Source organism: Streptomyces sp. NPDC000075 (assembly GCF_040301925.1).
In the GTDB taxonomy this organism is placed as follows: Bacteria; Actinomycetota; Actinomycetes; order Streptomycetales; family Streptomycetaceae; genus Streptomyces; species Streptomyces polychromogenes.
Genome location: NZ_JBEPFL010000020.1, coordinates 131,669 through 157,731, shown reverse-complemented (window position 1 = coordinate 157,731; position 26,063 = coordinate 131,669). Strand labels below are relative to the sequence as shown.

The following is a 26,063-nucleotide window of genomic DNA, read 5'->3' as shown; positions in this document are numbered from 1 at the left end:
TCAAGGGTCGCCGCAGGCGATCGCGAAGCGACGCGACGAAGGAGCGCCCTTGACAGGGCGGCCCGACGCGGAAGGACGATGAGACTGACGGGAAAGCCCCAAGGCTGCTCTGAGACCGCCCCGCCGAAGTCCCACCCTCCCCTGTCCCGGTCGGCTGTCCGTCCCCGCCCAGGGGGATTCGGCCCCCCACCCACCCACCCGCACCCCGGGAGGCGGGTGGGCAAACACCGCCCACCCTCCACCCCTCGAGGGGGAGATGGCGGGCCCGCACCCCCAGTCGTTAGACAGGCGAAAGGTTTCCTTACATAATGCTTAGACATGGGAAAGACTTACGAACGCATCGATGGCCGGCTGCGCGAGTTCATAGAGCGGCAGCCGGTGTTCTTCACCGCCACCGCTCCCCTCAGCGGTGACGGCACCGTCAACCTCTCGCCCAAGGGGCTCTCCGGGTCCTTCGCGGTGCTCGACGAGCAGCGGATCGCCTACCTCGACTTCGCCGGGAGTACGGCCGAGACCATCGCGCACCTGCGGGAGAACGGCCGGATCACGGTGATGTGGTGCGCCTTCCAGGGGCCGCCCAACATCGTCCGGGTGCACGGGCGCGGCGAGCCCGTGTTCCGGGACGACCCTCGGTTCAAGGAGCTGCTCGCGCACTTCCCCGACATCGACCCGACGCTGCACGGGCTGCGCGCGATCATCGTCGTGACGGCCGAACTCGTACGGGACTCCTGCGGATACGGGGTGCCCTTCATGTCGTACGACGAGGACCGTGATCTGCACGGCAAGCGCTTCGCGCGCGAGGACGACGCCTCGCTGAGCGCGTACTTCGCCAAGAAGGAGCACATCGCGCAGAGCATGGACGGCCTGCCCGGCCTCCCCCTCCCCCTGCCGCCCTCCGACTTCTGACAGGGCGGCCCTCAGCCCCCTACCGCAGGGTGGTGTTCTTGTCCGTGCGGTACGTGGCCACCAGGGCGAGGCACATCGCGGCGATGGCGACGCGGCCCGAGGCCTGGAGGAGCGGGCCGCGCAGCAGGATGAACGAGTAGCCCGCGACCAGCGGCACCACCACCGAGATCAGGCTGCCGGGCGGCGAGCGGCGGGTGGCCCGCTTGGCGTAGCGGCGGTCGACACGCGCGGCGGCGTACCCGATGGCCAGCAGGCCGGCGCCCATGCCGAGGGGGCCGAAGTCGAGCCACAGCTCGGCCCAGACCGGGGAGGAGAGGTTGGTGTTGACCGTGCCCATCCACTGGCCGACCATCACGCCCGTGTCGCGCGGTTTGCCGGGCCAGGCCGAGCGGGGCACCGCGAAGAAGACGGATCCGGCGAGCTGGCGGCCGTAGGAGTGGCCGGGGCCGGAGTCCGCGAAGGTGATGGTGTTCGCGAACATGCCGATCTGGTCGTAGTCCTTGAGCGCCATGGGCTCCAGGAACGAGGTCGTCTCGACGGGCTTGTAGTTCTTCTCGTCGTAGCGGAAGCGGTCCGCGAAGGGGAAGACGAGGAGGGCGACGACGACGGCCATGGAAAGGGCGACGCGGTACATGGCGGCGCTGACCGGGAAGAGCGTGAACAGCATCGCGAACATCACGGTCAGGAACCAGTAACGCGGGTTCGAGATCGGGTTGTTGACGACGAGGTTGAGGGCGATGAGAGCCGCCCAGGTGAGGATGACCGACACCTTGCGGCGGGCGTACGTCGAGGTGATCAGCCAGCGCGTGTACAGCAGCATGGCGAGCAGCGCGGGTACGGTGCCGAACCCGCGCAGCAGGGCCTGGCCGGCCTGGCCGTCGCCGTTGGAGACACCCGCGTCCTGGATGCCGGCGATGATCTCCTGGCGGCTGGAGAAGAAGACGGCGGGGCCGCCCAGTTTGAGGATGAACGCCGCGCTGCACACGAAGGCGACGGCGGTGAGGAGCTGGAGTCTGCGCCGGTGCGCCATGACGGGGCGGGGTTCCTTCGGGGAGCCGCCCGCGCGGCCCGCCGGGCGGTGGCGGGCGAGCAGCACGCCGACGTCGAAGGCGGTGCAGCCGAGGAGGACCAGTCCGATGGCGAGGGTGAGGTCGGAGCGGGGCCCGACCACGGGGGTCGGGACGCGTCCCAGTACGGCCTGGGCGAGGGGGGCCACGCCCATGGCCATGTAGACGAAGAGCCAGAAGGAGCCCTGGAGGAGCTTACGGCGGCTGGTGAGCACCATGGCGGAGAGCCGGGCGCCGGCGTACATGGTGAGTACCAACTGGAGCCAGAAGGCGGCGTCTTCCTGTCCGTCGCCGGACTGGGCGGCGACGAACACGGGCAGGAAGACGGTGAAGCCGAGCGCGAGGGGGACGGACAGGGCGCGGGAGAGCAGGGTGCGCGGGGTGGTGACGCGCCCCCACCGGGCCTCGTCCGCAGGTGTCGGCGGAGCCTCCTTCACACCGGGTGTGCGTATGTCCGTAGCCACCATTGCCCCCACCCCATGTGCGTGATCCGCGCGCAGTCTAATCTGAGCGTTCCGCGCCAGGGGAGGCGCGTGGGACGACGGGGGCGACGACCGGTGCGCAATCTTCCTGCCTTCACGCTGGCCGGATACGACAAGGGGCGGGGCCTGCTGACGCAAGCGCTGTGGTTCGCGGTGATGAACACCCTCTTCATGTCGTGGTTCTGCCCGGCCCGGCTGCGCGTGGCGCTGTTGCGGGCGTTCGGGGCGGAGATCGGCGAGGGGGTGCTGATCCGGCACAAGGTGCGCGTGCTGTGGCCGTGGAAGCTGAAGGTCGGGGACCACACCTGGATCGGTGAGGGCGCCTGGCTGCTCAACCTGGAGCCGGTGACGATCGGTTCGCACGTGTGCCTGTCGCAGGAGTCCATGCTGTGCACCGGTTCGCACGACCACCGGGCCGCCGACTTCCGTTACCGCAACGCCCCGATCACCGTCGAGGACGGCGCGTGGGTGGCCGTCCGGGCGACGGTGCTGGCGGGTGTGACGGTGGGCCGCTGCGCGGTGGCCGGCGCCGGTGCGGTGGTGCACAAGGACCTGCCCGCCCTGACCCTGCAGACCCAGGACGGCGGCCGCCGCCCGGTGGAGGAGCCCAAGTGAAGATCCTGCACGCCGTCACGCTGCACTCCCCCTCGCACGCCTTCGGCGGCCCGGTGCGGGTGGCGCTGAACCTGGCGAAGGGGCTGCGGGAGCGGGGTCACGAGGCCCGGCTGCTGGCCCTCGGGGAGGGCTTCGACCCCTGGCCGGTGTCGGTGGAGGGGGTCCCGGCGAAGCTCTTCCCGGCCCGCCGGCTGCTCCCCCTCGGGTTCAGCGGGATGACGTCACCGGCCCTGCTGGCCTCGGCGTCGCGGCTGGTCCGGGACGCGGACGTGGTCCACGTCCATCTGGCCCGCGACCTGGTCACCCTCCCCGTCGCGCTGGCGGCCCTGCGCGTGGGCAGGCCGCTGGTCCTCCAGACCCACGGCATGGTGGACCCGAGCGAGAGGCTGCTGGCGAAGGTCCTGGACGCGGTGGCCGTACGCCGCCTGCTGCGGGGTGCGGACGCGGTCCTCCACCTGACCCCGCACGAGCGGGCGGGCCTGGACGCGGTGGTCGGCGCCCCGCCCCTGGCGCAGGCGGTCCGCCTGGTGAACGGCACCCCGGCCCAGGAGGAGCGCCCGCCCCTGAGCGGTCCGCCCCGCATCCTCTACTCGGCCCGCCTCCAGGCCCGCAAACGCCCGGTGGACTTCGTGGACGCCGCCCCGGCGGTGCTGGCCGTCCACCCGGACGCGGAGTTCGTGGTGGCGGGCCCGGACGAGGGAGAACTCGCGGCCGTCCGCGCCCGCGTCACCGCCCTGGGCCTGACGGACCGCTTCACCGTGCCCGGCGCCCTGTCCACCCCGGAGGTCCTCACGGAACTCCGCCGCGCCCACGTCTACGTCCTCCCGTCGGTGGACGAACCCTTCCCCATGTCGGTCCTGGAGGCCCTGTCCGTGGGCGTCCCGGCGGTGGTCACCCACTCCAACGGCCTGGCCCGCGACATCGCGGCGGCCGGCGCGGGCCGGGCGGTGGACCCGGGCCCGCAGGGCGTGGCCGAGGCCGTCCTGGCCCTCCTGGACCCGTCCGAGAACACGAAGGCCTCCCACGCGGCCCGCGCACTGGCTGCGGAGTCCTTCTCGATGGACGCGGTACTGGACACCCTCCTCGGGGTGTACGAGGACATCCGCCGCTGAGGGACGCCTAGCAGTTCTGGCTGATCACTTCCTCCAGTTCGGAGAGCGCCGCGCGTTCGTCCTCGATCTTCTTCCTGAGGAGTTCGAGTGCCTGCTTGAGGGCGTTGATCTGCTGTTCGTCCGGAGGGGACTGCGCCTCCAGTTCGGCGATCTTCTGCGCGAGCTTCGTCGCGTGTGCCTCGTCGTCGTGGAGGGTCTTCTTGAGGTCCTTCGCGAGGCGCTTCATCAGCTCGCATCCGGTTTCCGCGGCCGGTGGGTTCATGTCCGCACTCCTTCGTCACGGCGGGCCCGTGGTCGGCGTCCCGCGCGGCCAGTATCGGAGCGTCGGCAGGCCCGCACCCGGCGGAGTAGTCCATCCGGCCGCCCGGCTGGGGGCCGGGGGCACACGGACGCCGCCGGCCGGAGGCGGGCGCGGCGGCGTTCCCGGTGGGGGGGCGGTTACGCCGGGAGCCAGGCGTAGCAGTTCGTCGAGGTGAAGGTGGCCGTGCCCGCGGGGATCACGGCCGTGGTCTTCTCGCCCGGCTTGGGCGGGGTTTCCGGGCCCGAGGCGAGGATCGCGCCGTCCTTGCCCTTGGCCTCCCAGGTGCAGGTGGTGGACTGGGTGGCCGCGCGGTAGGTGCCCGGGGACGGGTTCTCACGGGTGCCGTCGGGCAGGCCCTTCTCCGCCGTCGCCAGGATCGGCTTCTGGTCGGGGCAGAGGTAGGTGATCGCGTCCTTGGCTCCCGTGACCTCGCCCGAGGCGATCGACGCGGCCGCCGCCTCCTTGTCACGCTTCGCGGTGCGTTCCACCCGCTGGCAGGTTTCCTGGCCCGTCTGGAGGACGGCCGCGGGGTCGGTTTTCTCCGGGACGCGGCCGCTCAGGTACTGCTTCTCGTTCTCCTTGAAGCTGCCCGTCTTCGGCGTGAGCCGCGCGTCCGGGAGGACCGGGCCCGTCGGCTTGGCGTTCGGGTCCGGGGCGGCGGGGGGCGTGGTGGCGTCCGCCGGGTCGGGGGCCGGTGAGGCGGCCGGTGGCTTCGGCTTGGCCGGGGCGGCGCCGGCCTCGGCGTCGCCGGAGGAGCTGCATCCGGTGAGGGTGAGGGCCGTGGCCAGGAGGAGGGCTGCGGAGGCTGTCGCGGAGCGGAGGTGCATCGGGGGCTCCCGTGGGTGGGAAGGCGTACGGGGCCCGGCGGATGGTCGCGCCGGGCCCCGTGCGTCTCGGTGGTTACTTCTGGCCGAAGGTGAGGATCAGCTGCGGAGCGGCGTCCGCGGCGGTCGACTCCGAGGACCAGAGCCACAGCGCGTCGGTGCCGGTGCTGGTCAGGCCGAGGCTGTAGCCGGTGCCCAGCACCGCGGAGACCGCGGCGGTGTCGAGGTCGACGTTCTGGACGGCCGAGCCGTCCGGCACGCCCGCGATGCTGCCGAGCGGGGTGGTGCCGAGGGTGGGCTTGGTGTTGAACGTCGTGCCCGCGCCGCTCCAGGTGCCGGTGACCGGGACCACGGAGACGGTGTCGGCGGTGCCGGCGCCGGTCTGCGTGGAGGTCTTGAACTGGAGCGAGGCGGCCTTCAGGACCTGCCCGGCCGGGGCGGCCGGGAGGGTGAAGCGCAGGTACGACTCGTACGCGGAGGTGCCGCGGACGGCGAGCTGCGTGGAGGTGCCGTAGGCGGTGGCCGGGGCGCCCTGGTTGATGTAGGTGTCCTCGGACGCGGGGACCTTGGCCACCGTGTCGGCCGGGGCCTTGGCCAGGTCGTAGTGGGACTTGACCTGGGCCTGGGTGAGCGCCGTCGGGTAGACGGCGGTCTCGTCGATCTGGCCGGCGAAGAAGCTGCTCGTCGGGCGGTTCGGCCAGTTGTTGAGGTTGTCGCCGCCCACGTGCCAGAAGCCGGCGTACGAGGTGGAGGTGGTGGCGCTGTTGGTGCCCTTGTTCTGGCCGTCGACGTAGAGGGTCATGCCGCCGGGGCCCTGGGTGCCGACCACGTGGTGCCACTTGTTGTCGTTGTACGTCTCGAACAGCCCCGTGGTGATGGTGCGGGTCGAGCCGTTGTAGACGCCGAAGGCGAGGCGGCCGGTGTTGGTCATGTACAGCTGCTTGTCGTAGGTGCCGCTGCTGTTGACCGTGTTGTTGCCGAAGCCGATGAGCTTGCCGCCGCGCGTGGTGTTCGTCTTGAACCAGGTCTCGACGGTGAAGCTGCTGCCCACGAACTGGCGGTGGTCGCTGTACACCTGCTGGCTGGTGCCGTTGAAGCCCATGGCCGTGCTGCTGCCGCTGACGGCTCCGGGGCTCTGGTTGAGCGCCGGGGCGTTCACCTGGATGCCGCTGGTGTTGCCGCCGCCCGAGGAGTCGGCCACGTAGGGGCTGGAGGTGTCGTCGTAGCGCCAGTAGAGGTTGGCGCCGTCGGTGCGGACCTTGTCCGGGTAGGCCTGGACCGAGGTCGGGACGGTCACGGAGGCGCTGGCCGACAGGGCGCTGGTGTTGCCGGCGCCGTCGGTGGCGGTCACCCGGTAGGTGTAGGACTGGCCGGCCTTGACGGTGGTGTCGGTCCAGGAGGCCTGGGGCCGCTCGAACTCCAGGGAGTCGGCGGTCATGGTCTGGATCGGGGTGGCCGAGCCGTTGCGGTAGATCCGGTACGTCAGCTTGCTGTCGTCCTGGTCGTAGCTGGTGCGCCAGCGGACCTGGACCTCGCCGGGCTTGACGCTGCCGGCGCTGGCGACCGGGGTGGTGGGCGCGCCGACGTCTCCGGTGTTGGCGAAGCGGGTCAGACCGGCCTGCGGCTTGCCGTTGATCTGGGTGAACTCGCCGCCGACCCACAGGTACTTGACGTCGGCCTTCTCGGCGACGGCCATGACGCGCGGGCCGATGCCCTCGCCGATGCCGTCGTTGGCGGTGGGGTGCCAGCCGAGCTTGCGCGGGCCGCGTACGAAGCCGTCCACGGGGGCGGGGGGCGTGCCGGTGTGGTCGGTGGACTGCGCCATCAGGAAGTTGCGCTTGCCGTCGGGGAACTCCAGCTCGGTGGAGCAGTCGTGGCCGTGCGAGGCGCTGTAGAGGACGCCGTCGTACGGGAGCACGTACTGGGTCGCGCCGAGGCAGCGGTCGCGCCACTTCTCGTTGAAGTCGAGGCCCAGGCCGATGCGGCCGTCGAAGACGCCGCCGCCGGAGCCCTCGTTGGCCGTGTAGTAGCCCGTGGCGTCGGCGGAGATGTCCTTGACGACCGAGTTCGACGGGATGGTGGAGTACGTCTTGGCGACGGCGCCGGTGGTGGCGTTGACGACCGCGAGGGCGTGCGAGTTGGAGCCGTTGACGGTGAAGAAGTCGCCGCCGAGCAGGACGCTCTTGCCGTCGTTGCTCACCTTGACGGCGCGGCCCGGCTCGTCGGCGTTGGCCGTGAAGGGCTTGAGGGCGCCGGAGGCGGCGTCGACGGCGGCGAACCGCTCGCGGGTCTGGCCCTCGACCGTGCCGAAGTCGCCGGCGACGTAGAGGGTGTCGTCGGTGACGTCGAGGGCGCGCACGGTGGCGGGGACGCCCGGGTGGAAGGCGGCCTTGGGCGTGCAGGTCTCGATGTCGACGGCCGCGAGGCTGGAGACCGGGGTGCCGTTGACGGCGCCGAAGTAGCCGCCCGCGTAGAGGGTCTTGCCGTCCTTGGAGACGGTCAGCGCCCGGACGGTCGCGGTGCCGTCGCCGACGGTGAAGGCCAGCTTGCAGGAGGTGGGGTTGCCCGTGGCGGCGTCCAGCGCCACGAAGTTGACGGCTTCCTGCTCGGCGCCGCCGACGGCGTCGGGCGGGCGGACGGCCGAGAAGGTACCGCCGGCGAAGACGGTGCCGTTCGCCTCGGCCATGGCGAAGACGACGCCGTTCGGCTGCCACGTGGGCAGCTCGTCGGCGGTGAACGCCACCGGCGGCGTGATGGCCGACGCCGAGGGCATCAACACCACGCCCAGGCCGGCGCCCGCGCCGGTCAGTGACAGGACGAGGGCAGCGGTCAGCCCTCTGGATCTACGCATGAACCCCCCAGGGCAATCGCCCGGTCTGATGGCTGGAACTGTACGAACAGCCGTGTGCATCCGACGCAGACTAGGACTCGGGTACGGTCCCGGTCACCTCACTTGACCCACTGCATACCAACTCGGGATCAAGCGGGTTCACTTCGGGAGGCGGACGCCGGCACACGGCAGGTTTGCCCCGGTCAGGGCCGTGGAGCGTCGCGAACTTGACCGGGACACGGAAAACGTAGGCGAATCGTAGGCGAAATATACGGCCTCAGCGGTCGATGCGGACGGTGGCTCCCGCCAGTTGGTCCTCGACCTGCCGGATGTCGGCGTCCACCATGATGCGGGCCAGTTCGGGCACGAGGACCGTCGGCTTCCAGCCGAGGATCTCCCGGGCCTTGGAGGCGTCGCCGATGAGGGCGTCGACCTCGCTGGGGCGCTCGTACTTGGGGTCGTAGCGGACGTGCTCGTTCCAGTCGAGGCCGGCGTGGGCGAAGGAGGACTCGACGAACTCACGGACGGTGGCGGCGACTCCGGTGGCGACGACGTAGTCGGTCGGCTCGTCCTGCTGGAGCATCCGCCACATCGCGTCGACGTACTCGGGGGCGTAGCCCCAGTCGCGGACGGCGTCGAGGTTGCCGAGGTAGAGGTGTTCCTGGAGACCGGCCTTGATCCGGGCGACGGCGCGGGTGATCTTGCGGGTCACGAAGGTCTCGCCGCGGCGCGGGGACTCGTGGTTGAAGAGGATCCCGTTGACGGCGAACATGCCGTACGCCTCGCGGTAGTTGACCGTGGTCCAGTACGCGAAGACCTTCGCCGCGCCGTACGGGCTGCGCGGGTGGAAGGGGGTGTCCTCGTTCTGCGGGGGCGGGGTGGAGCCGTACATCTCCGAGGACGAGGCCTGGTAGATGCGGGTGTCCACACCGCTGGCCCGGATGGCCTCCAGCAGGCGCAGCGCGCCGAGGCCCGTGACGTCGCCGGTGTAGAGGGGCGCGTCGAAGGAGACCCGGACATGGGACTGGGCGCCGAGGTTGTAGACCTCGTCGGGGCGTATGTCGCGCAGCAGGTTCACCAGGGCCACACCGTCGGAGAGGTCGGCGTGGTGCAGGACGAAGGAACGGTTCTCCGTCTGCGGGTCCTGGTAGACGTGGTCGATCCGCTCCGTGTTGAAGCTGGAGGACCGCCGCACGAGCCCGTGCACCGTGTAGCCCTTCGAGAGCAGCAGCTCGGCGAGGTACGAGCCGTCCTGTCCGGTGACGCCGGTGATCAGTGCGGTCTTGCCCATGGGTCCCCCTGGGGTCGGTTGGTGCTGTTCTGGATGAGGCTTCGCCTCGGGGTGTGGTCGGTGGGGTGCGCGGGAGGACATAAGTCCGGGCCGGCCGGTGCCGGCGGGCTGGCATCATCGGCGGTATGACTAATCCGCAGCCGCTCCTGCCCCCGCACGCCCGCGTCTTCGTCGCCGGACACCGCGGCCTGGTGGGGTCCGCGGTCGTCCGCCGCCTCACCGCCGACGGCTACGAGGTGCTCACCCGCGGCCGCGCCGAGCTCGACCTGCGCGACGCCGCCGCGACGGAGGCGTACCTGAAGGACGTCCGCCCCGACGCCGTGGTGCTGGCCGCCGCCAAGGTCGGCGGGATCATGGCCAACAGCACGTACCCGGTGCAGTTCCTGGAGGACAACCTCCGGATCCAGCTCGCCGTGATCGGCGGGGCGCACGCCGCCGGGGTGGGCCGCCTGCTCTTCCTGGGGTCCTCCTGCATCTACCCCAAGCTCGCCCCGCAGCCCATCACGGAGGACGCCCTCCTGACCGGGCCGCTGGAGCCCACCAACGAGGCCTACGCCCTGGCGAAGATCGCGGGCATCGTGCAGGTCCAGTCGTACCGCAAGCAGTACGGCGCCTCGTACGTCTCGGCCATGCCCACGAACCTCTACGGGCCCGGGGACAACTTCGACCTGGAGTCCTCGCACGTGCTGCCCGCGCTCATCCGGCGCTTCCACGAGGCCGCCGCCGAGGGGCGCGACGAGGTCACCCTGTGGGGCAGCGGCACCCCGCGCCGGGAGTTCCTGCACGTCGACGACCTGGCGGCCGCCTGCGCGGTGCTGCTGGAGCGCTACGACGGGGACGAGCCCGTCAACATCGGCTGCGGCGAGGACCTGACCATCCGGGAGCTGGCCGAGACGGTCGCCGAGGTGACCGGCTTCGAGGGCAGGCTCGCCTGGGACACGTCGAAGCCGGACGGGACCCCGCGCAAGCTGCTCGACGTCTCCCGCCTGACCGCGCTGGGCTGGAAGCCCGGCATCGGCCTGCGCGACGGCATCGTCTCCACCTACCGCTGGTGGCTGGACCAGGACTGACGACAACTGCGGCCCCTCAGTACGCTCCGCGGCCGTCGACGACGGCGCGGAGGGTACGGCCCATGACGTCGACGTCACTGGTGAAGGACCAGTTGTCCACGTACTGGAGATCGAGCTGAATCGTTTCGTCCCAGGAGAGGTCGGAGCGTCCGCTGATCTGCCACAGCCCCGTCATCCCCGGCCGCACGGTGAGCCGGCGCAGTTCGACCTCGTCGTACTCCGCCACCTCCTCCGGCAGCGGGGGGCGGGGGCCGACCAGGGACATGCTGCCCGTCAGCACGTTGAGCAGCTGGGGCAGTTCGTCGAGGGAGGTGCGGCGCAGCAGCCGGCCCACCCGGGTCACCCGGGGGTCGCGGCGCATCTTGAACATCAGCCCGTCGTTCTCGTTGGCCCCCGACAGCTCGGACTTCAGCAGGTCGGCGTCCACCACCATGGTGCGGAACTTCCACATGACGAACGGGACCCCGTCGCGCCCGATCCGGCGCTGGCTGTAGAAGGCGGGACCGCGTGAGCCGAGCCGGATGGCCAGCACCAGCGCGAGGAACAGCGGGGACAGCAGGAGCAGTCCGGCCGCCGCGGCGACCCGGTCGAGCACCGCCTTGAGCAGGGCCTGTGCCCCCCGGCGCACGGGCGGCGCGACCCGCAGCACGGCGAGACCGCCGGCGGAGAGGGTCTCCAGCCGCTTGACGGAGACCTCCACCAGGCCGGGGAAGACGGCCAGCTCCAGCCCCTCGTCGTGCAGCGCCCAGGCGACCCGGCGCAGCCGCTCCCCCGCGATCCGCGCTCCGGGCACCACCAGCACCAGGTCGGCGTGGTGGCTGCGGACGGCGCCCAGCACGGCGGCCGAGTCCCCGCCCGGGGTCCCGGTCATCCGGGAGGTGAGCCGGCCCGCGACGGGCACGCCGCCGTCCAGGGAGCCCGGGCCGACGGGGAGCACGCCGACGACCACGTACGGGTGGTCGGTGCGCGCCGCGAGGTGGGCGATGACGTGTTCGGCGGCGGCGGGCTCGCCGACCACCAGGACCCGGCTGACGGCCTGGGCCTCGCGGCGGGCCGCGAAGAGGTGACGATACGTCAGTTTGTGGCGGGCGACGGTGACCAGGAGCGTGGGCAGCAGTGCCCCGAGGGCGGCCAGGCGCGGGGTGCTCTCCCCGGTGATCACGCGGGCGACGGCCAGGACGCCGATGAGAATCAGCCAGTCGTGTACGACGGGCAGCACTCCGCGGGATTCTCCGAGGGCGCGGGTGGCGTACCGTCGCCGCAGGGCCTGTACGCCGACCCAGGCGACGGCCGCGCCGAGCGCGCAGTACCCGGGCCTGGCCTGCTGCGCCGCGTCGAAGACCAGGCCGACGGGTACGGCGGCGCCGATGAAGTCGGCACCCACGGCGGCGGGCAGGTACCAGCGGGCCTTGTCCCCGATGCGCCGCGCGGGGGCGTCCAGGGGCCCGTCCGCACCACCGGCCGCCGCGGCCACTCTTTGCGCAGGAAAATGGACATGCCTCATGGGCCCCCCTGGCACGTGGTCTATGTCGGTGGCGCTCGCCCGTCGCTTCCCCAAGCAACGAACATCTGTCGCACCGGGAAACAGTACGACAAACACCCGTACGGTAAATGCCGTTCGGGTGAACGAGAGCTCTCGTTACCCAAGGGTTAACAACCGGTACCACGCGTTCCATCGGGTCCCGGGTTCCGTTGCACGCGAAGGTGAATGGTTCGGATACCGGATCCGTATCTTCGGACAACGAACCGTTTCCGGCCAACATTTTGATGTGGCCCTGACATCGGACACTCCAGGTGGCACTCTTCGATCCGTTCATCGCACAGCCCTGATCTGCCCGGAGGCCCACCCAGCCATCCGGAATCCCCCCTTGCAGAAGGAGTCTGCGTTGAGTCCCACCCCCCAGCGGCGTGCCACCGCGGCCGGCGCACTCGTAGCCGCGGCGGCCATGCTCGTCGTAGGTATGCAGGCCGGTTCCGCCACCGCCGCCGCCGACGCCACCGCGTCGCAGGCCCGCACGGCCGCCCAGCCCAACCCGGGCGCGGCCAACCTCGTACTCAGCGCTTCGGAGCGTGCGACGCTCATCAGCGAGGCCACCTCGACCTCCGCCCAGGCCGCGAAGGCCCTCGGCCTCGGCGGCAGCGAGAAGCTGGTCGTCCGCGACGTGGTCAAGGACGCCGACGGCACCACGCACACCACCTACGAGCGGACCTACGAGGGTCTGCCCGTGCTCGGCGGCGACCTGACGGTCCACGCCAAGGACGGCGTCACCAAGAGCGTGACCAAGGCGACCCAGCACGAGATCAAGGTCGCGGACACCAACGCCACCGTCAGCACCGCCGCCGCCGAGGGCCAGGCCGTCTCCGCCGCCAACTCCGCGGGCTCCAAGCAGGCCAAGGCCGACAAGGGCGCACGCAAGGTGATCTGGGCCGGCTCCGGCGTCCCGGTCCTCGCCTTCGAGACCGTCGTCGGCGGCCTCCAGGACGACGGCACCCCGAGCCGCCTGCACGTGATCACCGACGCCAAGACCGGCGCGAAGATCACCCAGTGGCAGTCCATCGAGACCGGCACCGGCAACACGCAGTACAGCGGCCAGGTGACCCTCGGCACCACGCAGTCGGGCAGCAGCTACACGCTGACCGACGCTGGCCGCGGCGGCCACAAGACGTACAACCTCAACGGGGGCTCCTCCGGCACGGGCACGCTCTTCAGCAACTCCACCGACACCTGGGGCAACGGCCTGCCCGCCAACAAGGAGACGGCCGGCGCCGACGCCGCCTACGGCGCCCAGCTGACGTGGGACTACTACAAGAACGTCCACGGCCGCAACGGCCTGCGCAACGACGGCGTGGCCCCCTACAGCCGGGTCCACTACGGCAACGCGTACGTCAACGCCTTCTGGGACGACGGCTGCTTCTGCATGACCTACGGCGACGGCTCGGGCAACAGCAAGCCCCTCACGTCGATCGACGTGGCCGCGCACGAGATGACCCACGGTCTGACCTCGGTCACCGGCAACATGAACTACAGCGGTGAGTCCGGCGGCCTCAACGAGGCCACCTCCGACATCATGGCCGCCGCCGTCGAGTTCTGGGCCAACAACCCGAACGACGTGGGCGACTACCTCGTCGGCGAGAAGATCGACATCAACGGCAACGGCACGCCGCTGCGCTACATGGACAAGCCGAGCAAGGACGGCTCGTCGAAGGACTCCTGGTACTCGGGCATCGGCGGGGTCGACGTCCACTACTCCTCGGGTCCGGCCAACCACTGGTTCTACCTGGCCTCCGAGGGCTCCGGCGCCAAGGTCATCAACGGCGTCAGCTACAACTCGCCGACCTCCGACGGCCTCCCGGTCACCGCGATCGGCCGTGACGCCGCCGCGAAGATCTGGTTCCGCGCCCTGACGGTGGGCTACTTCAAGTCGACCACCGACTACGCCGACGCCCGCATCCAGACCCTGAAGGCCGCCGCCGACCTGTACGGCGCCGGCTCGACCACGTACAACAACGTGGCCAACGCCTGGGCCGCCATCAACGTCGGCCCGCGCATCAACGACGGGGTCACCGTCACCCCGATACCGAACCAGACGACCGTGATCAACACCGCGGTGAGCCTCCAGGTCCAGGCGACCAGCACCAACGCGGGTGCCCTGACCTACGCGGCGACCGGCCTGCCGGCCGGCCTGTCGATCAACTCCTCCACGGGTCTGATCTCCGGCACGGCGACCACCGCGGCCACGTCCAACGTGACCGTCACCGTCACCGACTCGGCGAGCAAGACGGGCACCGCGTCCTTCACGTGGACCGTCGGCACCTCGCAGCAGAACGTGTTCGAGAACACGACCGACTACGCGATCAACGACAACGCCACGGTCGAGTCCCCGATCACGGTCACCCGCACCGGCAACGCGCCGAGCACCCTCAAGGTGGACGTCAACATCCTGCACACCTACATCGGTGACCTGAAGGTCGACCTGGTGGCGCCCGACGGCTCCGTCTACAACCTGCACAACCGGGCGGGCGGCAGCGCCGACAACATCATCAAGAGCTACACCGTGGACGCCTCCTCCGAGGTCGCCCAGGGCGTCTGGAAGCTGCGCGTCAACGACAACGCCAGCCTGGACACCGGCAAGATCGACAGCTGGAAGCTCACCTTCTGACCCCTCGGGGCCGGACGTGAACCACGGCTGAACCGCTGAAACCACGGGGCCGCCCGGGAGGAAACCTCCCCGGGCGGCCCTGTCCCATGCGGGCGGCGGATCAGCCGAGCGAGCGGAAGGCCGCGTCGAGGTAGGCCTTGTCGAACACGACGCGGTCCTTGCCGCGCTCCTGGCGGGGGCGGGCGCGGTCCTCGTCGCCCCAGTCGTCGTCGCGGTCGTGACGGCCGTGGTGGTGGTCGTCGGTCGGCTTGAGGTAGACCGAGCGGGCGTTCAGGTCGTGTGCCCGCTCGCCCGGCCGCAGCACCTCCTGGGCCTCGCCGCCGCAGCTGTTGTCCCGGAAGACGAGGGCCAGCGACTCCGTGTCGTTCTGCACCGCGAAGGCCGCGCGGTTGCGGCTGGTGCCCGTCAGGCGGTAGCAGGTGTCGTTGTCGGCGGGCTCGATGGTCCCGTGGCGCACGTCGCCGTCGTCGTCCGTGAAGCGGTAGTGGATCTGGCCGAGGCCGTCGTGATCGTGGTCGGGGTCGCTGGCCAGCGACTGGCCGGCGGTGGGGAGGACCAGTGCGGTGGCGAGGAGGGCGGCGGCTGTCGCCGTGGTGAGAAGGCGCATGGAGGATGGTCCGTTTCTCGCGGGGGCATCAGCGGGGCAGCCTAGGAGCCCGTGGGGCGGCGGTACCGGTGCCATGCGGCATGCGTTCGAGGGTTCACCCCCCTGGGGGCTCCGCCCCCAGACCCCCGCGCCTCAAACGCCGGCGGGGCTGGAATTGCCCTGCGGGCAATCCAGCCCGCGCGGCGTTTGAGCGCAACGGGGTCCGGGGCCTGCCCCGGGGAACGGGCGAAGGGCGGGTAGGGGACCTCGCCCCGCGCAGCTGCGGCGCCTACGCCGGCTGCTGCGGGCGGGCCGGGTCGGCTGACTGGGCCGGGATCCCCGCCGCACCGCCGGCGCCGGTGCCCGCCGGGCGGCGCATCAGGAGGAGTACCGCCAGCCCGCCGGCCAGGCCCAGGGCCCCCGACACCGTGAACGTCTCCCGCAGGCCGCTCGCGAACGCCGCGTCCACCCAGTCCCGCGCCCCCGGCACCTCCGCCAGCAGCCGCCCGGCCCCGCCGGCGGCCAGGGCGTCGGCGGTGCCCGCCGGCCGGCCGTCGAGCCCGTCCGCCAGCCCGGCGTGGAACACCGCGCCCAGCACCGCGATGCCCAGGGCCGTCCCCAGCTGCCGCGAGGTGTTCAGCACGCCGCCGGCCATGCCCGCCCGCGCCGGGGGCACCGCCCCCATCGCGGAGGCCGCGAGCGAGGGGATCGACACGCCCACCCCGACCCCGGTCAGCAGCAGCCCCGGCACCAGCGCCGGCCAGCTGTCGCCGGCGTCCAGCATCCAGGCCTGGAGCAGCGCGCCCGCGCCGATCAGCAGCAGACCGCCGCCGATGGTCAGCCGGGCGGAGAGCCCGTGCAGCAGCCGCCCGGCCGCCGCCGCGACGACGAAGGCCGCCAGGCTCATCGGCACCAGCGCCAGACCGGCACCCACCGGGCTCATCCCCTCGGCGGACTGGAGCCACAGGGAGACGTACATCAGGTACGAGAACGCCGCCCCGGAGGTCAGCAGTCCGGCGGTCATGACGGCCACGAAGGCCGGGCTGCGGAAGAGCGAGAGGTCCAGCATCGGGCGGGAGCCGCGCAGCTCGACGAGGACGAAGGCGGCGAACGCGGCCGCCGCCAGGCCGAACAGCCCCAGGGTGGCGGACGAGCCCCAGCCGTCCTCACCGGCCCGAATCAGCGCGTACGTCAGGGACCCGGCCCCCAGGGTGAAGGTGGCCATGCCGGGCAGGTCCAGCCCGCGGGCGCGCGGGTCGCGGGACTCCGTCACCGCCCTGAGGGTCACGAACACGGCCAGGGCGCACAGGGGCAGGTTGATGAAGAAGATCCAGCGCCAGCCGAAGTGCTCGGTGAGCAGTCCGCCGACGACCGGTCCGGCCGCGGCGGCGGCGCCGTTGACCGCGCCCCAGACGCCGAAGGCGATCCCGCGGTCACGGCCCTGGTAGGAGGCGCTGAGCAGGGCCATGGAGGTGGCGGCCATCGCCGCGCCGCCTATGCCCTGGACGGCCCGGAAGGCGATCAGCGCGCCGGGCCCGTCGGCCAGCCCGCAGACGAGGGAGGCGGCGGCGAAGAGCACGAGCCCGCCGAGGTAGACCCGGCGCCGGCCGATCCGGTCGGCGAGCGAGCCCGAGCCGAGCAGCAGGGCGGCCAGGGCGAGGGCGTAGACGTCCATCACCCACTGGAGCCCGGAGAAGCCTGTGTGCATGTCGGCGGCCATGTCCGGAAGGGCGACGGTCACGATCGTGATGTCGACCAGGAGCATGAACGCCCCGATGCACACCGCCGTCAGGGGCAGCCATTTGCGCATGGGGATTCTCCTCATCGTTCTTCTGGGATCGCCCCACCGTGGCAGCGGGGCCCCGGATCACCCACCCGGAAGGCCCCTTCCGCAGGATTCCCGTCACCGGGGCGGCGGGAATGATGGAAACCATGCATCTGACGACGCGCGCCGGAAACCGGCCCACCGAGCTGGACGCCTTCGACCAGGCCCTGGCCCAGGCCCTGTCCATCGACGGCCGGGCCCCCTTCAGCCGGCTCGCCGAGGTGCTGGAGGTCTCCGACCAGACGGTGGTGCGCCGCTACCACCGGCTGCGCGGCAGCGGCCTGCTGCGGATCGTCGGGCTGCCCGTCGGCGGCCGGGTCGGGCTGTTCGAGTCCTGGGTGCGCGTCCAGTGCGCCCCCGACGCGGCGGTCGCGGTGGCCGAGGCGCTGGCCCGCCGGCCGGACATCGCCTGGGTGACCCTGAACTCGGGCGGTACGGAGATCCACTGCATGACGCGGGCCCGGACCCGGGAGGACCGGGACGCCCTGCTGCTGGAGAAGCTGCCGCGCACCCGCCGGGTGACGGCGATCAGCGCGCACACGGTGCTGCGCAAGTACATCGGCGGCCCCGGCGTCTGGGCGGCGCTGAGGGGGCTGCGCCCGGACCAGATCGAGGCCCTGCGGCTCCCGCCGCTCGCGCCGGAGTACAAGGAGGCCCGCTACACCCTCGACGAGGCCGAGCTGGCCCTGCTGGCGGTCCTGCGGCGGGACGGCCGGGCCGGCTATCCGGAGCTGGCCCGGGCCTCCGGCCTGTCGGAGTCCACGGCCCGGCGCCGGCTGGAGCGGCTGCGCGAGCGCGGGGCGGTCTACTTCGACGTGGAGGTCATCCCGGAGCACCTCGGCTACGAGGCGGACGCCTCCCTGCTGCTGACCGTGCCGCCGGCCCGGCTGGCGGAGGTGGGGGCCGCGCTGGGGAGCCATCCGGAGGTGCCGTTCGCGGCGGCCATCACCGGGGCGGCGAACCTGCTGGCCGTGGTGGTGTGCCGGGACACCGACGCGCTGTACACGTACCTCACCGAGCGGATCGGCGCGGTGCCCGGCATAGGGCAGGTGGAGGTGATCCCGAACCTGCGGACCCTCAAGCGGGCCGGGATGCTGGTGGAGGACGGACGGCTGGTGGACCCGCCGCCCGCCCCCTGAACCCCGCCTCCCGGCCCGCGGGCCTCAGCGCAGCAGGACGCCGCCCGCCGGGTCGGTGTCCGCCGGGCCCGCGACCAGCCCCAGTTCGGCCGGGGTCGCCAGCAGGGGGTGCGTGGGCAGGACCCGTACGGTGTAGCCGAAGGGGCCCGTCCGGTCGAGGGCGAGCGGCCCCTCGTACACCCAACGGCCCTCCAGGTCGGGACCGGCGGCGGGCTTGAGCGGGAAGGCCCGCCCGTCCTTGATCACGTCCTGGGCGTCGACCCGTCCGGCGACGGCCTGCACCTCCACGTCCTCCGGCGCGAGGGCGTCGAGCGCCACCCGCACCCGCAGCGTGAGGGTGGCCCCCAGTTCGGCGGTGCCGCCCACCGGGGTGGCGGCGACGGCCTCGACGTGCTCGACGGCCACCCGCGGCCAGGCCGCCCGGATCCGGCCCTTCCACCAGGCCAGGTCCCGCGCCGCGTCGGCGGTCAGGGCGCGGTGGGAGAGCGCGGCGGGCGCGTAGAGCCGTTCCACGTACTCCCGCACCATCCGCCCCGCGAGGACCTTGGGGCCCAGGGACACCAGGGTGCGCCGGACCATCTCGATCCAGCGGTCGGGCAGTCCGGTGCGGCCGGCCCGGTCGTAGAAGCGGGGGGCGACCCGGTTCTCGATCAGCTCGTAGAGGGCGGCCGCCTCCAGGTCGTCGCGCCGGTCCTCGTCCGTGCCGAGTCCGTCGGCGGTGGGGATGGCCCAGCCGAAGTCGGGCTCGAACCACTCGTCCCACCAGCCGTCCAGGACCGACAGGTTGAGGCAGCCGTTGAGGGCGGCCTTCATCCCGCTGGTCCCGCAGGCCTCCAGCGGCCGCAGCGGGTTGTTGAGCCAGACGTCGCAGCCCGGGTAGAGCTTCTGGGCCATGGCCATGCCGTAGTCCGGCAGGAAGACGATCCGGTGGCGTACGCGCGGGTCGTCCGAGAAGCGCACCAGCTCCTGGACGAGCCGCTTGCCGCCGTCGTCCGCCGGGTGGGCCTTGCCCGCGACGACGATCTGCACGGGGCGGTCGGGGTCGAGCAGCAGGGCGCGCAGCCGCTCGGGGTCGCGCAGCATCAGCGTGAGCCGCTTGTAGGAGGGGACGCGGCGGGCGAAGCCGATGGTCAGGACGTCGGGGTCGAGGACGGTGTCCACCCAGCCGAGTTCGGCGTCGGCGGCGCCGCGCTGCTTCCAGGAGGCGCGCAGCCGGTCCCGTACCTCCTGGACGAGCTGCTCGCGCAGGGAGCGGCGTACGTCCCACACGTCCTGGTCGGCGATCTGCGCGACGGCGTCCCAGCGGGTGGAGCCGCCGACGGCGAGGGCGTCCTCGGTGCGTCCGGCGCCGATCTGGCGGGCGCCGAGCCGCATCACCTCGGGGGCGACCCAGGTCGGGGCGTGCACCCCGTTGGTGACGGAGACGATGGGGACGTCGGCCGCGTCGAAGCCCGGCCAGAGCCCGGCGAACATGCCCCGGCTGACGGCGCCGTGGAGGGTGGAGACCCCGTTGGCGCGCTGGGCGAGGCGCAGGCCCATGACCGCCATGTTGAACACGCCGGGGTCGCCGCCGGGGTAGGACTCGGCGCCGAGCTCCAGGATCCGTTCGACGGGGACCCCGGCGAGTTCGCCGCCCTCGCCGAAGTGGCGGGCGACGAGGGAGCGCTCGAAGCGGTCGATGCCGGCGGGGACGGGGGTGTGGGTGGTGAAGACGGTTCCGGCGCGGACGGCCTCGACGGCGGCGTCGAAGCCGAGGCCGCGCTCCCCTTCGAGTTCCCTTATGCGTTCGAGGCCGAGGAAGCCGGCGTGGCCCTCGTTGGTGTGGAAGACCTCGGGGTCGGGGTGGCCGGTGACGCGGCAGTAGGCGCGGACGGCGCGGACGCCGCCGATGCCGAGGAGCATCTCCTGGAGGAGGCGGTGGTCGCTGCCGCCGCCGTAGAGCCGGTCGGTCACCTCGCGGGCGCCGGGGTCGTTGTCCTCGACGTCGGAGTCGAGGAGGAGGAGCGGGACGCGGCCTACGCGGGCCTGCCAGATGTGCGCGTGCAACGACCGTCCGCCGGGGAGGGAGAGGGTCACCCTGGCGGGGGCGCCGTCCTCCTGGCGGAGCAGGGACAGGGGCAGCTCGTGGGGGTCGAGGACCGGGTAGTGCTCCTGCTGCCAGCCGTCGCGGGAGAGGGACTGGCGGAAGTAGCCGTGCCGGTAGAGCAGGCCGACGCCGATGACGGGCACGCCGAGGTCGCTGGCGGCCTTGAGGTGGTCGCCGGCGAGGATCCCGAGCCCGCCGGAGTACTGGGGCAGGGCTGCGGTGATGCCGAATTCGGGGGAGAAGTAGGCGATGGCGGCGGGGAGGGCGCCGCCGTTCTCGTGGGTCTGGTACCACCTGCCGCCGTGGACGTAGTCGTCGAGGTCGGCGGCGGCGACGGCGAGCCGGCGCAGGAAGCGGCGGTCGGCGGCGAGTTCGGAGAGCCGGGCGGCGGGGACGGCGCCGAGCAGCCGGACGGGGTCGCCGCCCGCCGCCTGCCAGCCCTCGGGGTCGACGGATTGGAAGAGTTCGCGGGTTTCCGTATGCCACGACCAGCGCAGGTTGCGCGCGAGTTCGGCGAGTGGCATGAGGGGTTCGGGGAGGACGGGGCGCACGGTGAATCGACGGATAGCCTTCACGTGTTCCACCTTCGCAGGGGATGACGGATCGGAGCGGCCGCACCACGCTGTGCGAGCACGCAACGCCCCCGGAAGGCTAGCGCCGGATCCTGTCGCCCGGTGGCCGTTCGTCCAACAGGTCGTCCAGGTACGGGCGCAGCGCGGGCGGCAGGGCGGTGCGTTCCAGGCCCCGGAGCAGGGCGAGGGCGGGTGCGGAGACGAAGTGCCCCAGCTCCAGCAGGGCGTGCAGCTCGCCCTCCAGCGCCTCCGGGTCGCTCTCGGCGACGGCGGCGCGGGCCAGGGCGGCGCACAGCCTGCGGCCGGCGTCCGCGTCCCAGGCGTCGGGCCGGCCGGCGGCGCCGCCGGCGGCCAGGCTCCGCACCCGGGGGTCGGGGTCCAGCAGCAGCCGGACGTACTCGCGGGCGCGGGGGTCGACGTCGAGGCGGTCCCATTCCTCCAGCCCGTGGGCGCCGTCCCCGGAGAGCAGCACCCGGGCGGTGCTGCCGGCGTCCAGCCGGTCGACGGCGCGCCCGTAGAGCTCGATCCGCTCCAGCACCACCCACACCCCGTCGGGGGTGCGCAGCCGTGAGCCGCTACGGGGGACCCCGCGCAGGCAGCGCACCACGGTGAGGGCGGCGGACCCGCTCGGGGTGACGGGTGCGGAGATCTGGAGCCGGCCGGACCGCGCGAGGAGCCGTTCCAGTACGGGCGGCGCGGGCCAGAGCTGCCCGAGCCGCTGGAGCCCGAGGTCGCTGATGCCCGCTTCGACGGCGACGAGCGCGCCGAGCTGGGCCTCCAGCGCGCCGGGGTCGGGCTCGGTGCAGGCGGCTTCGACGAGCACCCCGGCCAGCTCCCCCTCGGCCCCGGGATCCCACACCGCCGCGCTCACCCGCCGCGCGGCCCCTTCGCGCCGCCGGGGGTCGGGATGCAAGAGCTGCTCGGTCAGACCCATGCCGCGCATTCTCGCGCGGATCGGGTTCCCGGGTGACCCCTTCCGAAGTGCTGAAACACCGTCAGTCGCGGGCGGGGCGGGGCCGGGCGCCGGAGTGCCCCGTGGGGTGTGAGAGACCGGTGGGGCGGGCGGTACGGGGGTGCCCCGTTGGAGGTCACTTGGTCCTCACCGACTTGACGGAGCCTCGACCGATGTCGACCGGGCCCTTGGGGAATCGGGCGCTCCCTACGTACGAGTAGTTGACCGACAGCACGGATTGGGTGGTGGGAGATTGGGAAGGGCTGAGCGGGTACACGCGGTACACGCACGGCGCACCCTCCCCCGACCTTCTCCCGCCACCCGAGTGAACGCGGACAGGAGCGGCCATGCCCGCAGCCCAGCCGTCTTCCGAGCGGCTAGAAACAGAGCGAACAGAGCGTGCACTACCAGCCGTGATTCCGGCTGGCCCGTCACCGAGCCCTGCGAACTGCCTCCAGGTGATCCCATCATGATCGGTCGCATTCCCGTGCTGGACGTCCTCCCCGCCGTCGACTGCGGCGCCAGACCCGCCAAAGCGGTGGTGGACGAGGTTTTCGAGATTTCCGCCACCGTCTTCCGGGAGGGTCACGACGCCGTTTCCGCCCATGTCGTCCTGCGTGATCCCAGCGGGCGGCTGCGCCCGCCGGTTCCGATGCGCGAGCTGGCCCCCGGTACCGACCGGTGGGGGGCCCGGGTCTCCGCCGAGATCGAGGGGAGGTGGACGTACACCGTCGAGGCGTGGAGCGATCCGGTCGCCACCTGGCGGGCCCACGCCGCGGTCAAGATCCCGGCGGGGCTGGACACCGGGCTGGTGCTCCTCGAAGGCGCCGAGCTCTACGAGCGGGCCGCCGCCAAGGTTCCCAAGCGCGACGGGCGCGAGGCCGTGCTGGCCGCCGCCGACGCGATGCGCGACGAGGACCGGCCCGTGGAGGCGCGCTACGCGGCCGCGCTCGCCCCGGCGGTGGACGCGGCGCTGGCCCGGCGCCCGTACCGGGAGCTGGTGACCTCCGCGAAGGCGCTGCCGCTGCTGGTCGAGCGCAAGCGGGCCCTCTTCGGTTCCTGGTACGAGATGTTCCCGCGCTCCGAGGGGGCGGTGGTGGAGCCCGGCTCGACCCCCGTGAGCGGCACGTTCCGGACCGCCGCCGAACGGCTTCCGGCCATCGCCGCCATGGGTTTCGACGTGGTCTACCTGCCGCCGGTCCACCCGATCGGGACGACCTACCGCAAGGGCCCCAACAACACGCTTTCCGCCGGCAGTTGGGACCCGGGCGTACCGTGGGCCATCGGCTCCCCGGAGGGCGGGCACGACGCCGTCCACCCCGACCTGGGGACACTGGAGGACTTCGACGCCTTCGTGGCGCGCGCCCGCGAGCTGCGGATGGAGATCGCGCTCGACTTCGCCCTCCAGTGCTCCCCGGACCACCCCTGGGTGGAGAAGCACCCGGAGTGGTTCCGCCACCGGGCCGACGGGACGATCGCCTACGCGGAGAACCCGCCGAAGAAGTACCAGGACATCTACCCCATCCACTTCGACACCGACATGGCCGGGATCGTCGAGGAGACCTGCCGGATCCTGCGGCACTGGATGGAGCACGGGGTCCGGATCTTCCGGGTCGACAACCCGCACACCAAGCCGGTGGTCTTCTGGCAGAAGGTGATCGCGGACATCAACAAGAGCGATCCCGACGTGATCTTCCTGGCGGAAGCCTTCACCCGGCCCGCGATGATGCGGGCGCTGGCCTCGGTCGGCTTCCAGCAGTCGTACACGTACTTCACCTGGCGCAACACCAAGGCCGAGCTGACCGAGTACCTGACCGAGCTGTCCGGCACGCGTTCGGCCTCCGTGATGCGGCCGAACTTCTTCGTGAACACGCCCGACATCCTCCACGAGTACCTCCAGAAGGGAGGCCGTCCCGCCTTCGAGGTCCGGGCGGTCCTCGCCGCCACCCTCTCCCCCACCTGGGGCGTCTACGCCGGCTACGAGCTCTGCGAGAACGAGCCGGTGCGCGAGGGCAGCGAGGAGTACCTGAACTCGGAGAAGTACGAGCTGCGCCCGCGCGACTGGGCCGCCGCCGACCGCGAGGGCCGCTCCATCGCCCCGCTGATCACCTCCCTGAACCGGCTGCGCCGGCGCAACCCCGCCCTCCAGCAGCTGCGGGACATCCACTTCCACCCGACCGACAACGAACAGGTGATCGCCTATTCGAAGCACGCGGGTGGCAATTCCGTACTGGTGGTCGTCAACCTCGATCCGCACCACACCCAGGAGGCGACGGTCTCGTTGGACATGCCGGTACTCGGCCTCGACTGGCACGGGTCCCTCGCGGTGCGCGACGAGCTCACCGGCGAGACCTATCACTGGGGCAGGGCGAACTACGTGCGCCTGGAACCGGGCCGTACGCCCGCGCACGTCCTGGCCGCCCTGCGACCGTCCCCGCCCACCGGAGGGTCACCCACCACATGATGATCAACGACCCTGTCCCCGACACCTTCGAGGACACCCCCGCCAAGGACCGCGACCCCGACTGGTTCAAGCGGGCCGTCTTCTACGAGGTCCTCGTCCGCTCCTTCCACGACAGCAACGGCGACGGCGTCGGGGACCTCAAGGGGCTCACCCAGAAGCTGGACTACCTCCAGTGGCTGGGGATCGACTGCCTCTGGCTGCCGCCGTTCTTCGCCTCGCCGCTGCGCGACGGGGGCTACGACGTCTCCGACTACACCTCCGTGCTGCCCGAGTTCGGGGACCTCGCCGACTTCGTGGAGTTCGTCGACGCCGCGCACAGCCGCGGCATGCGGGTGATCATCGACTTCGTCATGAACCACACCAGCGACCAGCACGAGTGGTTCCAGCAGTCCCGCAAGGACCCCGACGGTCCCTACGGGGACTACTACATGTGGGCGGACAACGACAAGCAGTACCAGGACGCCCGCATCATCTTCGTCGACACCGAGACCTCGAACTGGACGTACGACCCCGTCCGCAAGCAGTACTACTGGCACCGCTTCTTCTCCCACCAGCCGGACCTCAACTTCGAGAACCCGGCCGTGCAGGAGGAGATCGTCTCCGCCCTGCGGTTCTGGCTCGACCTCGGCATCGACGGCTTCCGCCTCGACGCCGTGCCCTACCTGTACGCCGAGGAGGGCACCAACTGCGAGAACCTGCCCCGCACCCACGAGCTCCTCAAGCGGGTCAGGGCGGAGATCGACGCGCACTACCCCGACACCGTCCTGCTCGCCGAGGCCAACCAGTGGCCCGAGGACGTCGTGGACTACTTCGGGGACTACGCGACCGGCGGCGACGAGTGCCACATGGCCTTCCACTTCCCGGTCATGCCGCGCATCTTCATGGCCGTGCGCCGCGAGTCGCGCTACCCCGTCTCGGAGATCCTGGCCAAGACCCCGGCGATCCCGGACCGCTGCCAGTGGGGCATCTTCCTGCGCAACCACGACGAGCTCACCCTCGAGATGGTCACGGACGAAGAGCGCGACTACATGTACTCCGAGTACGCCAAGGACCCCCGGATGCGCGCCAACATCGGCATCCGGCGCCGTCTCGCCCCGCTCCTGGACAACGACCGCAACCAGATCGAGCTGTTCACCGCCCTGCTGCTGTCCCTGCCCGGCTCGCCGATCCTCTACTACGGCGACGAGATCGGCATGGGCGACAACATCTGGCTCGGCGACCGCGACGGCGTGCGCACGCCGATGCAGTGGACCCCCGACCGCAACGCCGGTTTCTCCTCCTGCGATCCGGGAAGGCTGAACCTGCCGGTCATCATGGACCCGGTCTACGGGTACCAGGTCACCAACGTCGAGGCGGCCATGGCGTCGCCCTCCTCACTGCTGCACTGGACCCGCAGGCTCATCGAGATCCGCAAGGTGAACCCCGCCTTCGGTCTCGGCTCGTACACCGAACTGCCCTCGTCCAACCCGGCCGTCCTCGCGTTCCTGCGCGAGTACGGGGACGACCTGGTGCTGTGCGTGCACAACTTCTCCCGCTTCGCGCAGCCCACCGAGCTGGACCTGCGGTCCTTCAACGGGCGGGTCCCGGTGGAGCTCACGGGTGACGTGCGCTTCCCGCCGATCGGCGAATGGCCGTACCTGCTGACCCTGGCGGGCCACGGCTTCTACTGGTTCCGCCTGCGCCGGGAGTAGGCGCCGGCTCTAGGCCGGTCGCGCGAACCTGCGCGGCACCGGAACGGGGCGGGCACTCCAACGGGTCAACGCCCGCCCCTGTACGGAGCA

18 protein-coding genes are annotated in these 26,063 nt (G+C 71.8%); 8 read left to right on the top strand and 10 right to left on the bottom strand.

What is annotated here, in order from left to right; all coding sequences use genetic code 11:
- Positions 1-318 precede the first annotated feature (318 nt).
- The gene (locus tag ABT403_RS23440; protein ID WP_344165462.1) at positions 319-906 is read left to right on the top strand and encodes a pyridoxamine 5'-phosphate oxidase family protein; all 588 of its coding nucleotides are present in this window, start codon (positions 319-321) and stop codon (positions 904-906) included.
- A 19-nt stretch (positions 907-925) separates the two neighbouring features.
- Here the strand turns inward: ABT403_RS23440 and ABT403_RS23435 are convergent, their stop codons facing one another.
- Positions 926-2,440: a hypothetical protein gene (locus tag ABT403_RS23435; RefSeq protein ID WP_425580261.1), complete on the bottom strand. Its 1,515-nt coding sequence runs from the start codon at positions 2,438-2,440 to the stop codon at positions 926-928.
- Between the two features lie 90 nt (positions 2,441-2,530).
- Between ABT403_RS23435 and ABT403_RS23430 the strand changes: the two genes are divergently transcribed.
- Together ABT403_RS23430 and ABT403_RS23425 are read left to right on the top strand one after the other, a co-directional pair.
- On the top strand, positions 2,531-3,070 hold the full coding sequence (locus tag ABT403_RS23430; RefSeq protein WP_344165456.1) for a WcaF family extracellular polysaccharide biosynthesis acetyltransferase: 540 nt from the start codon (positions 2,531-2,533) through the stop codon (positions 3,068-3,070).
- Entirely contained in the window at positions 3,067-4,182 is a 1,116-nt protein-coding gene (locus ABT403_RS23425; RefSeq protein WP_344165453.1) for a glycosyltransferase, read from the top strand. The genes ABT403_RS23430 and ABT403_RS23425 overlap by 4 nt, the downstream gene beginning before the upstream one ends.
- A 7-nt stretch (positions 4,183-4,189) precedes the next feature.
- Here the strand turns inward: ABT403_RS23425 and ABT403_RS23420 are convergent, their stop codons facing one another.
- The 4 genes from ABT403_RS23420 to gmd form a co-directional block, all read right to left on the bottom strand.
- A complete protein-coding gene (locus ABT403_RS23420; protein ID WP_344165450.1) occupies positions 4,190-4,444 on the bottom strand; it encodes a hypothetical protein in 255 nt (84 codons plus the stop codon).
- 176 nt (positions 4,445-4,620) lie between these two features.
- Positions 4,621-5,310, bottom strand: coding sequence for a hypothetical protein (locus tag ABT403_RS23415; protein WP_344165447.1), 690 nt, complete (start codon positions 5,308-5,310; stop codon positions 4,621-4,623).
- 73 nt (positions 5,311-5,383) lie between these two features.
- Positions 5,384-8,158, bottom strand: coding sequence for a CBM96 family carbohydrate-binding protein (locus ABT403_RS23410; RefSeq protein ID WP_344165444.1), 2,775 nt, complete (start codon positions 8,156-8,158; stop codon positions 5,384-5,386).
- Between the two features lie 256 nt (positions 8,159-8,414).
- Complete coding sequence (gene gmd, locus ABT403_RS23405) at positions 8,415-9,428, bottom strand: GDP-mannose 4,6-dehydratase (RefSeq protein ID WP_344165441.1); 1,014 nt, start codon at positions 9,426-9,428, stop codon at positions 8,415-8,417.
- Positions 9,429-9,553: 125 nt separating this feature from the next.
- On the opposite strand from gmd, the gene ABT403_RS23400 reads away from it, so the two are divergent.
- A complete protein-coding gene (locus ABT403_RS23400; RefSeq protein ID WP_344165439.1) occupies positions 9,554-10,498 on the top strand; it encodes a GDP-L-fucose synthase family protein in 945 nt (314 codons plus the stop codon).
- 16 nt (positions 10,499-10,514) lie between these two features.
- Here the strand turns inward: ABT403_RS23400 and ABT403_RS23395 are convergent, their stop codons facing one another.
- Positions 10,515-12,002: a sugar transferase gene (locus tag ABT403_RS23395; RefSeq protein WP_344165436.1), complete on the bottom strand. Its 1,488-nt coding sequence runs from the start codon at positions 12,000-12,002 to the stop codon at positions 10,515-10,517.
- Positions 12,003-12,384: 382 nt separating this feature from the next.
- Here ABT403_RS23395 and ABT403_RS23390 point away from each other — a divergent pair, with 382 nt between their 5' ends.
- A complete protein-coding gene (locus ABT403_RS23390) occupies positions 12,385-14,658 on the top strand; it encodes a M4 family metallopeptidase (RefSeq protein ID WP_344165433.1) in 2,274 nt (757 codons plus the stop codon).
- A 100-nt stretch (positions 14,659-14,758) separates the two neighbouring features.
- Here the strand turns inward: ABT403_RS23390 and ABT403_RS23385 are convergent, their stop codons facing one another.
- Both ABT403_RS23385 and ABT403_RS23380 read right to left on the bottom strand, forming a co-directional pair.
- On the bottom strand, positions 14,759-15,265 hold the full coding sequence (locus ABT403_RS23385) for a hypothetical protein (protein ID WP_344165430.1): 507 nt from the start codon (positions 15,263-15,265) through the stop codon (positions 14,759-14,761).
- A 268-nt stretch (positions 15,266-15,533) separates the two neighbouring features.
- Positions 15,534-17,054 carry an MFS transporter gene (locus ABT403_RS23380; protein WP_344165427.1) on the bottom strand — a complete coding sequence of 507 codons (1,521 nt, stop codon included), beginning with the start codon at positions 17,052-17,054 and terminating at the stop codon, positions 15,534-15,536.
- Positions 17,055-17,176: 122 nt separating this feature from the next.
- Here ABT403_RS23380 and ABT403_RS23375 point away from each other — a divergent pair, with 122 nt between their 5' ends.
- A complete protein-coding gene (locus tag ABT403_RS23375) occupies positions 17,177-18,208 on the top strand; it encodes an Lrp/AsnC family transcriptional regulator (RefSeq protein WP_344165424.1) in 1,032 nt (343 codons plus the stop codon).
- Positions 18,209-18,232: 24 nt separating this feature from the next.
- On the opposite strand, the gene glgP is transcribed toward ABT403_RS23375, so the two are convergent.
- Both glgP and ABT403_RS23365 read right to left on the bottom strand, forming a co-directional pair.
- Complete coding sequence (gene glgP / locus ABT403_RS23370) at positions 18,233-20,869, bottom strand: alpha-glucan family phosphorylase (RefSeq protein ID WP_344165421.1); 2,637 nt, start codon at positions 20,867-20,869, stop codon at positions 18,233-18,235.
- A 76-nt stretch (positions 20,870-20,945) separates the two neighbouring features.
- On the bottom strand, positions 20,946-21,800 hold the full coding sequence (locus ABT403_RS23365; RefSeq protein WP_344165418.1) for a hypothetical protein: 855 nt from the start codon (positions 21,798-21,800) through the stop codon (positions 20,946-20,948).
- 487 nt (positions 21,801-22,287) lie between these two features.
- On the opposite strand from ABT403_RS23365, the gene ABT403_RS23360 reads away from it, so the two are divergent.
- Together ABT403_RS23360 and treS are read left to right on the top strand one after the other, a co-directional pair.
- On the top strand, positions 22,288-24,282 hold the full coding sequence (locus tag ABT403_RS23360) for an alpha-1,4-glucan--maltose-1-phosphate maltosyltransferase (protein ID WP_344165415.1): 1,995 nt from the start codon (positions 22,288-22,290) through the stop codon (positions 24,280-24,282).
- On the top strand, positions 24,279-25,973 hold the full coding sequence (gene treS, locus ABT403_RS23355; protein WP_344165412.1) for a maltose alpha-D-glucosyltransferase: 1,695 nt from the start codon (positions 24,279-24,281) through the stop codon (positions 25,971-25,973). Before ABT403_RS23360 ends, treS begins: the two co-directional genes overlap by 4 nt.
- Positions 25,974-26,063: the final 90 nt, after the last annotated feature.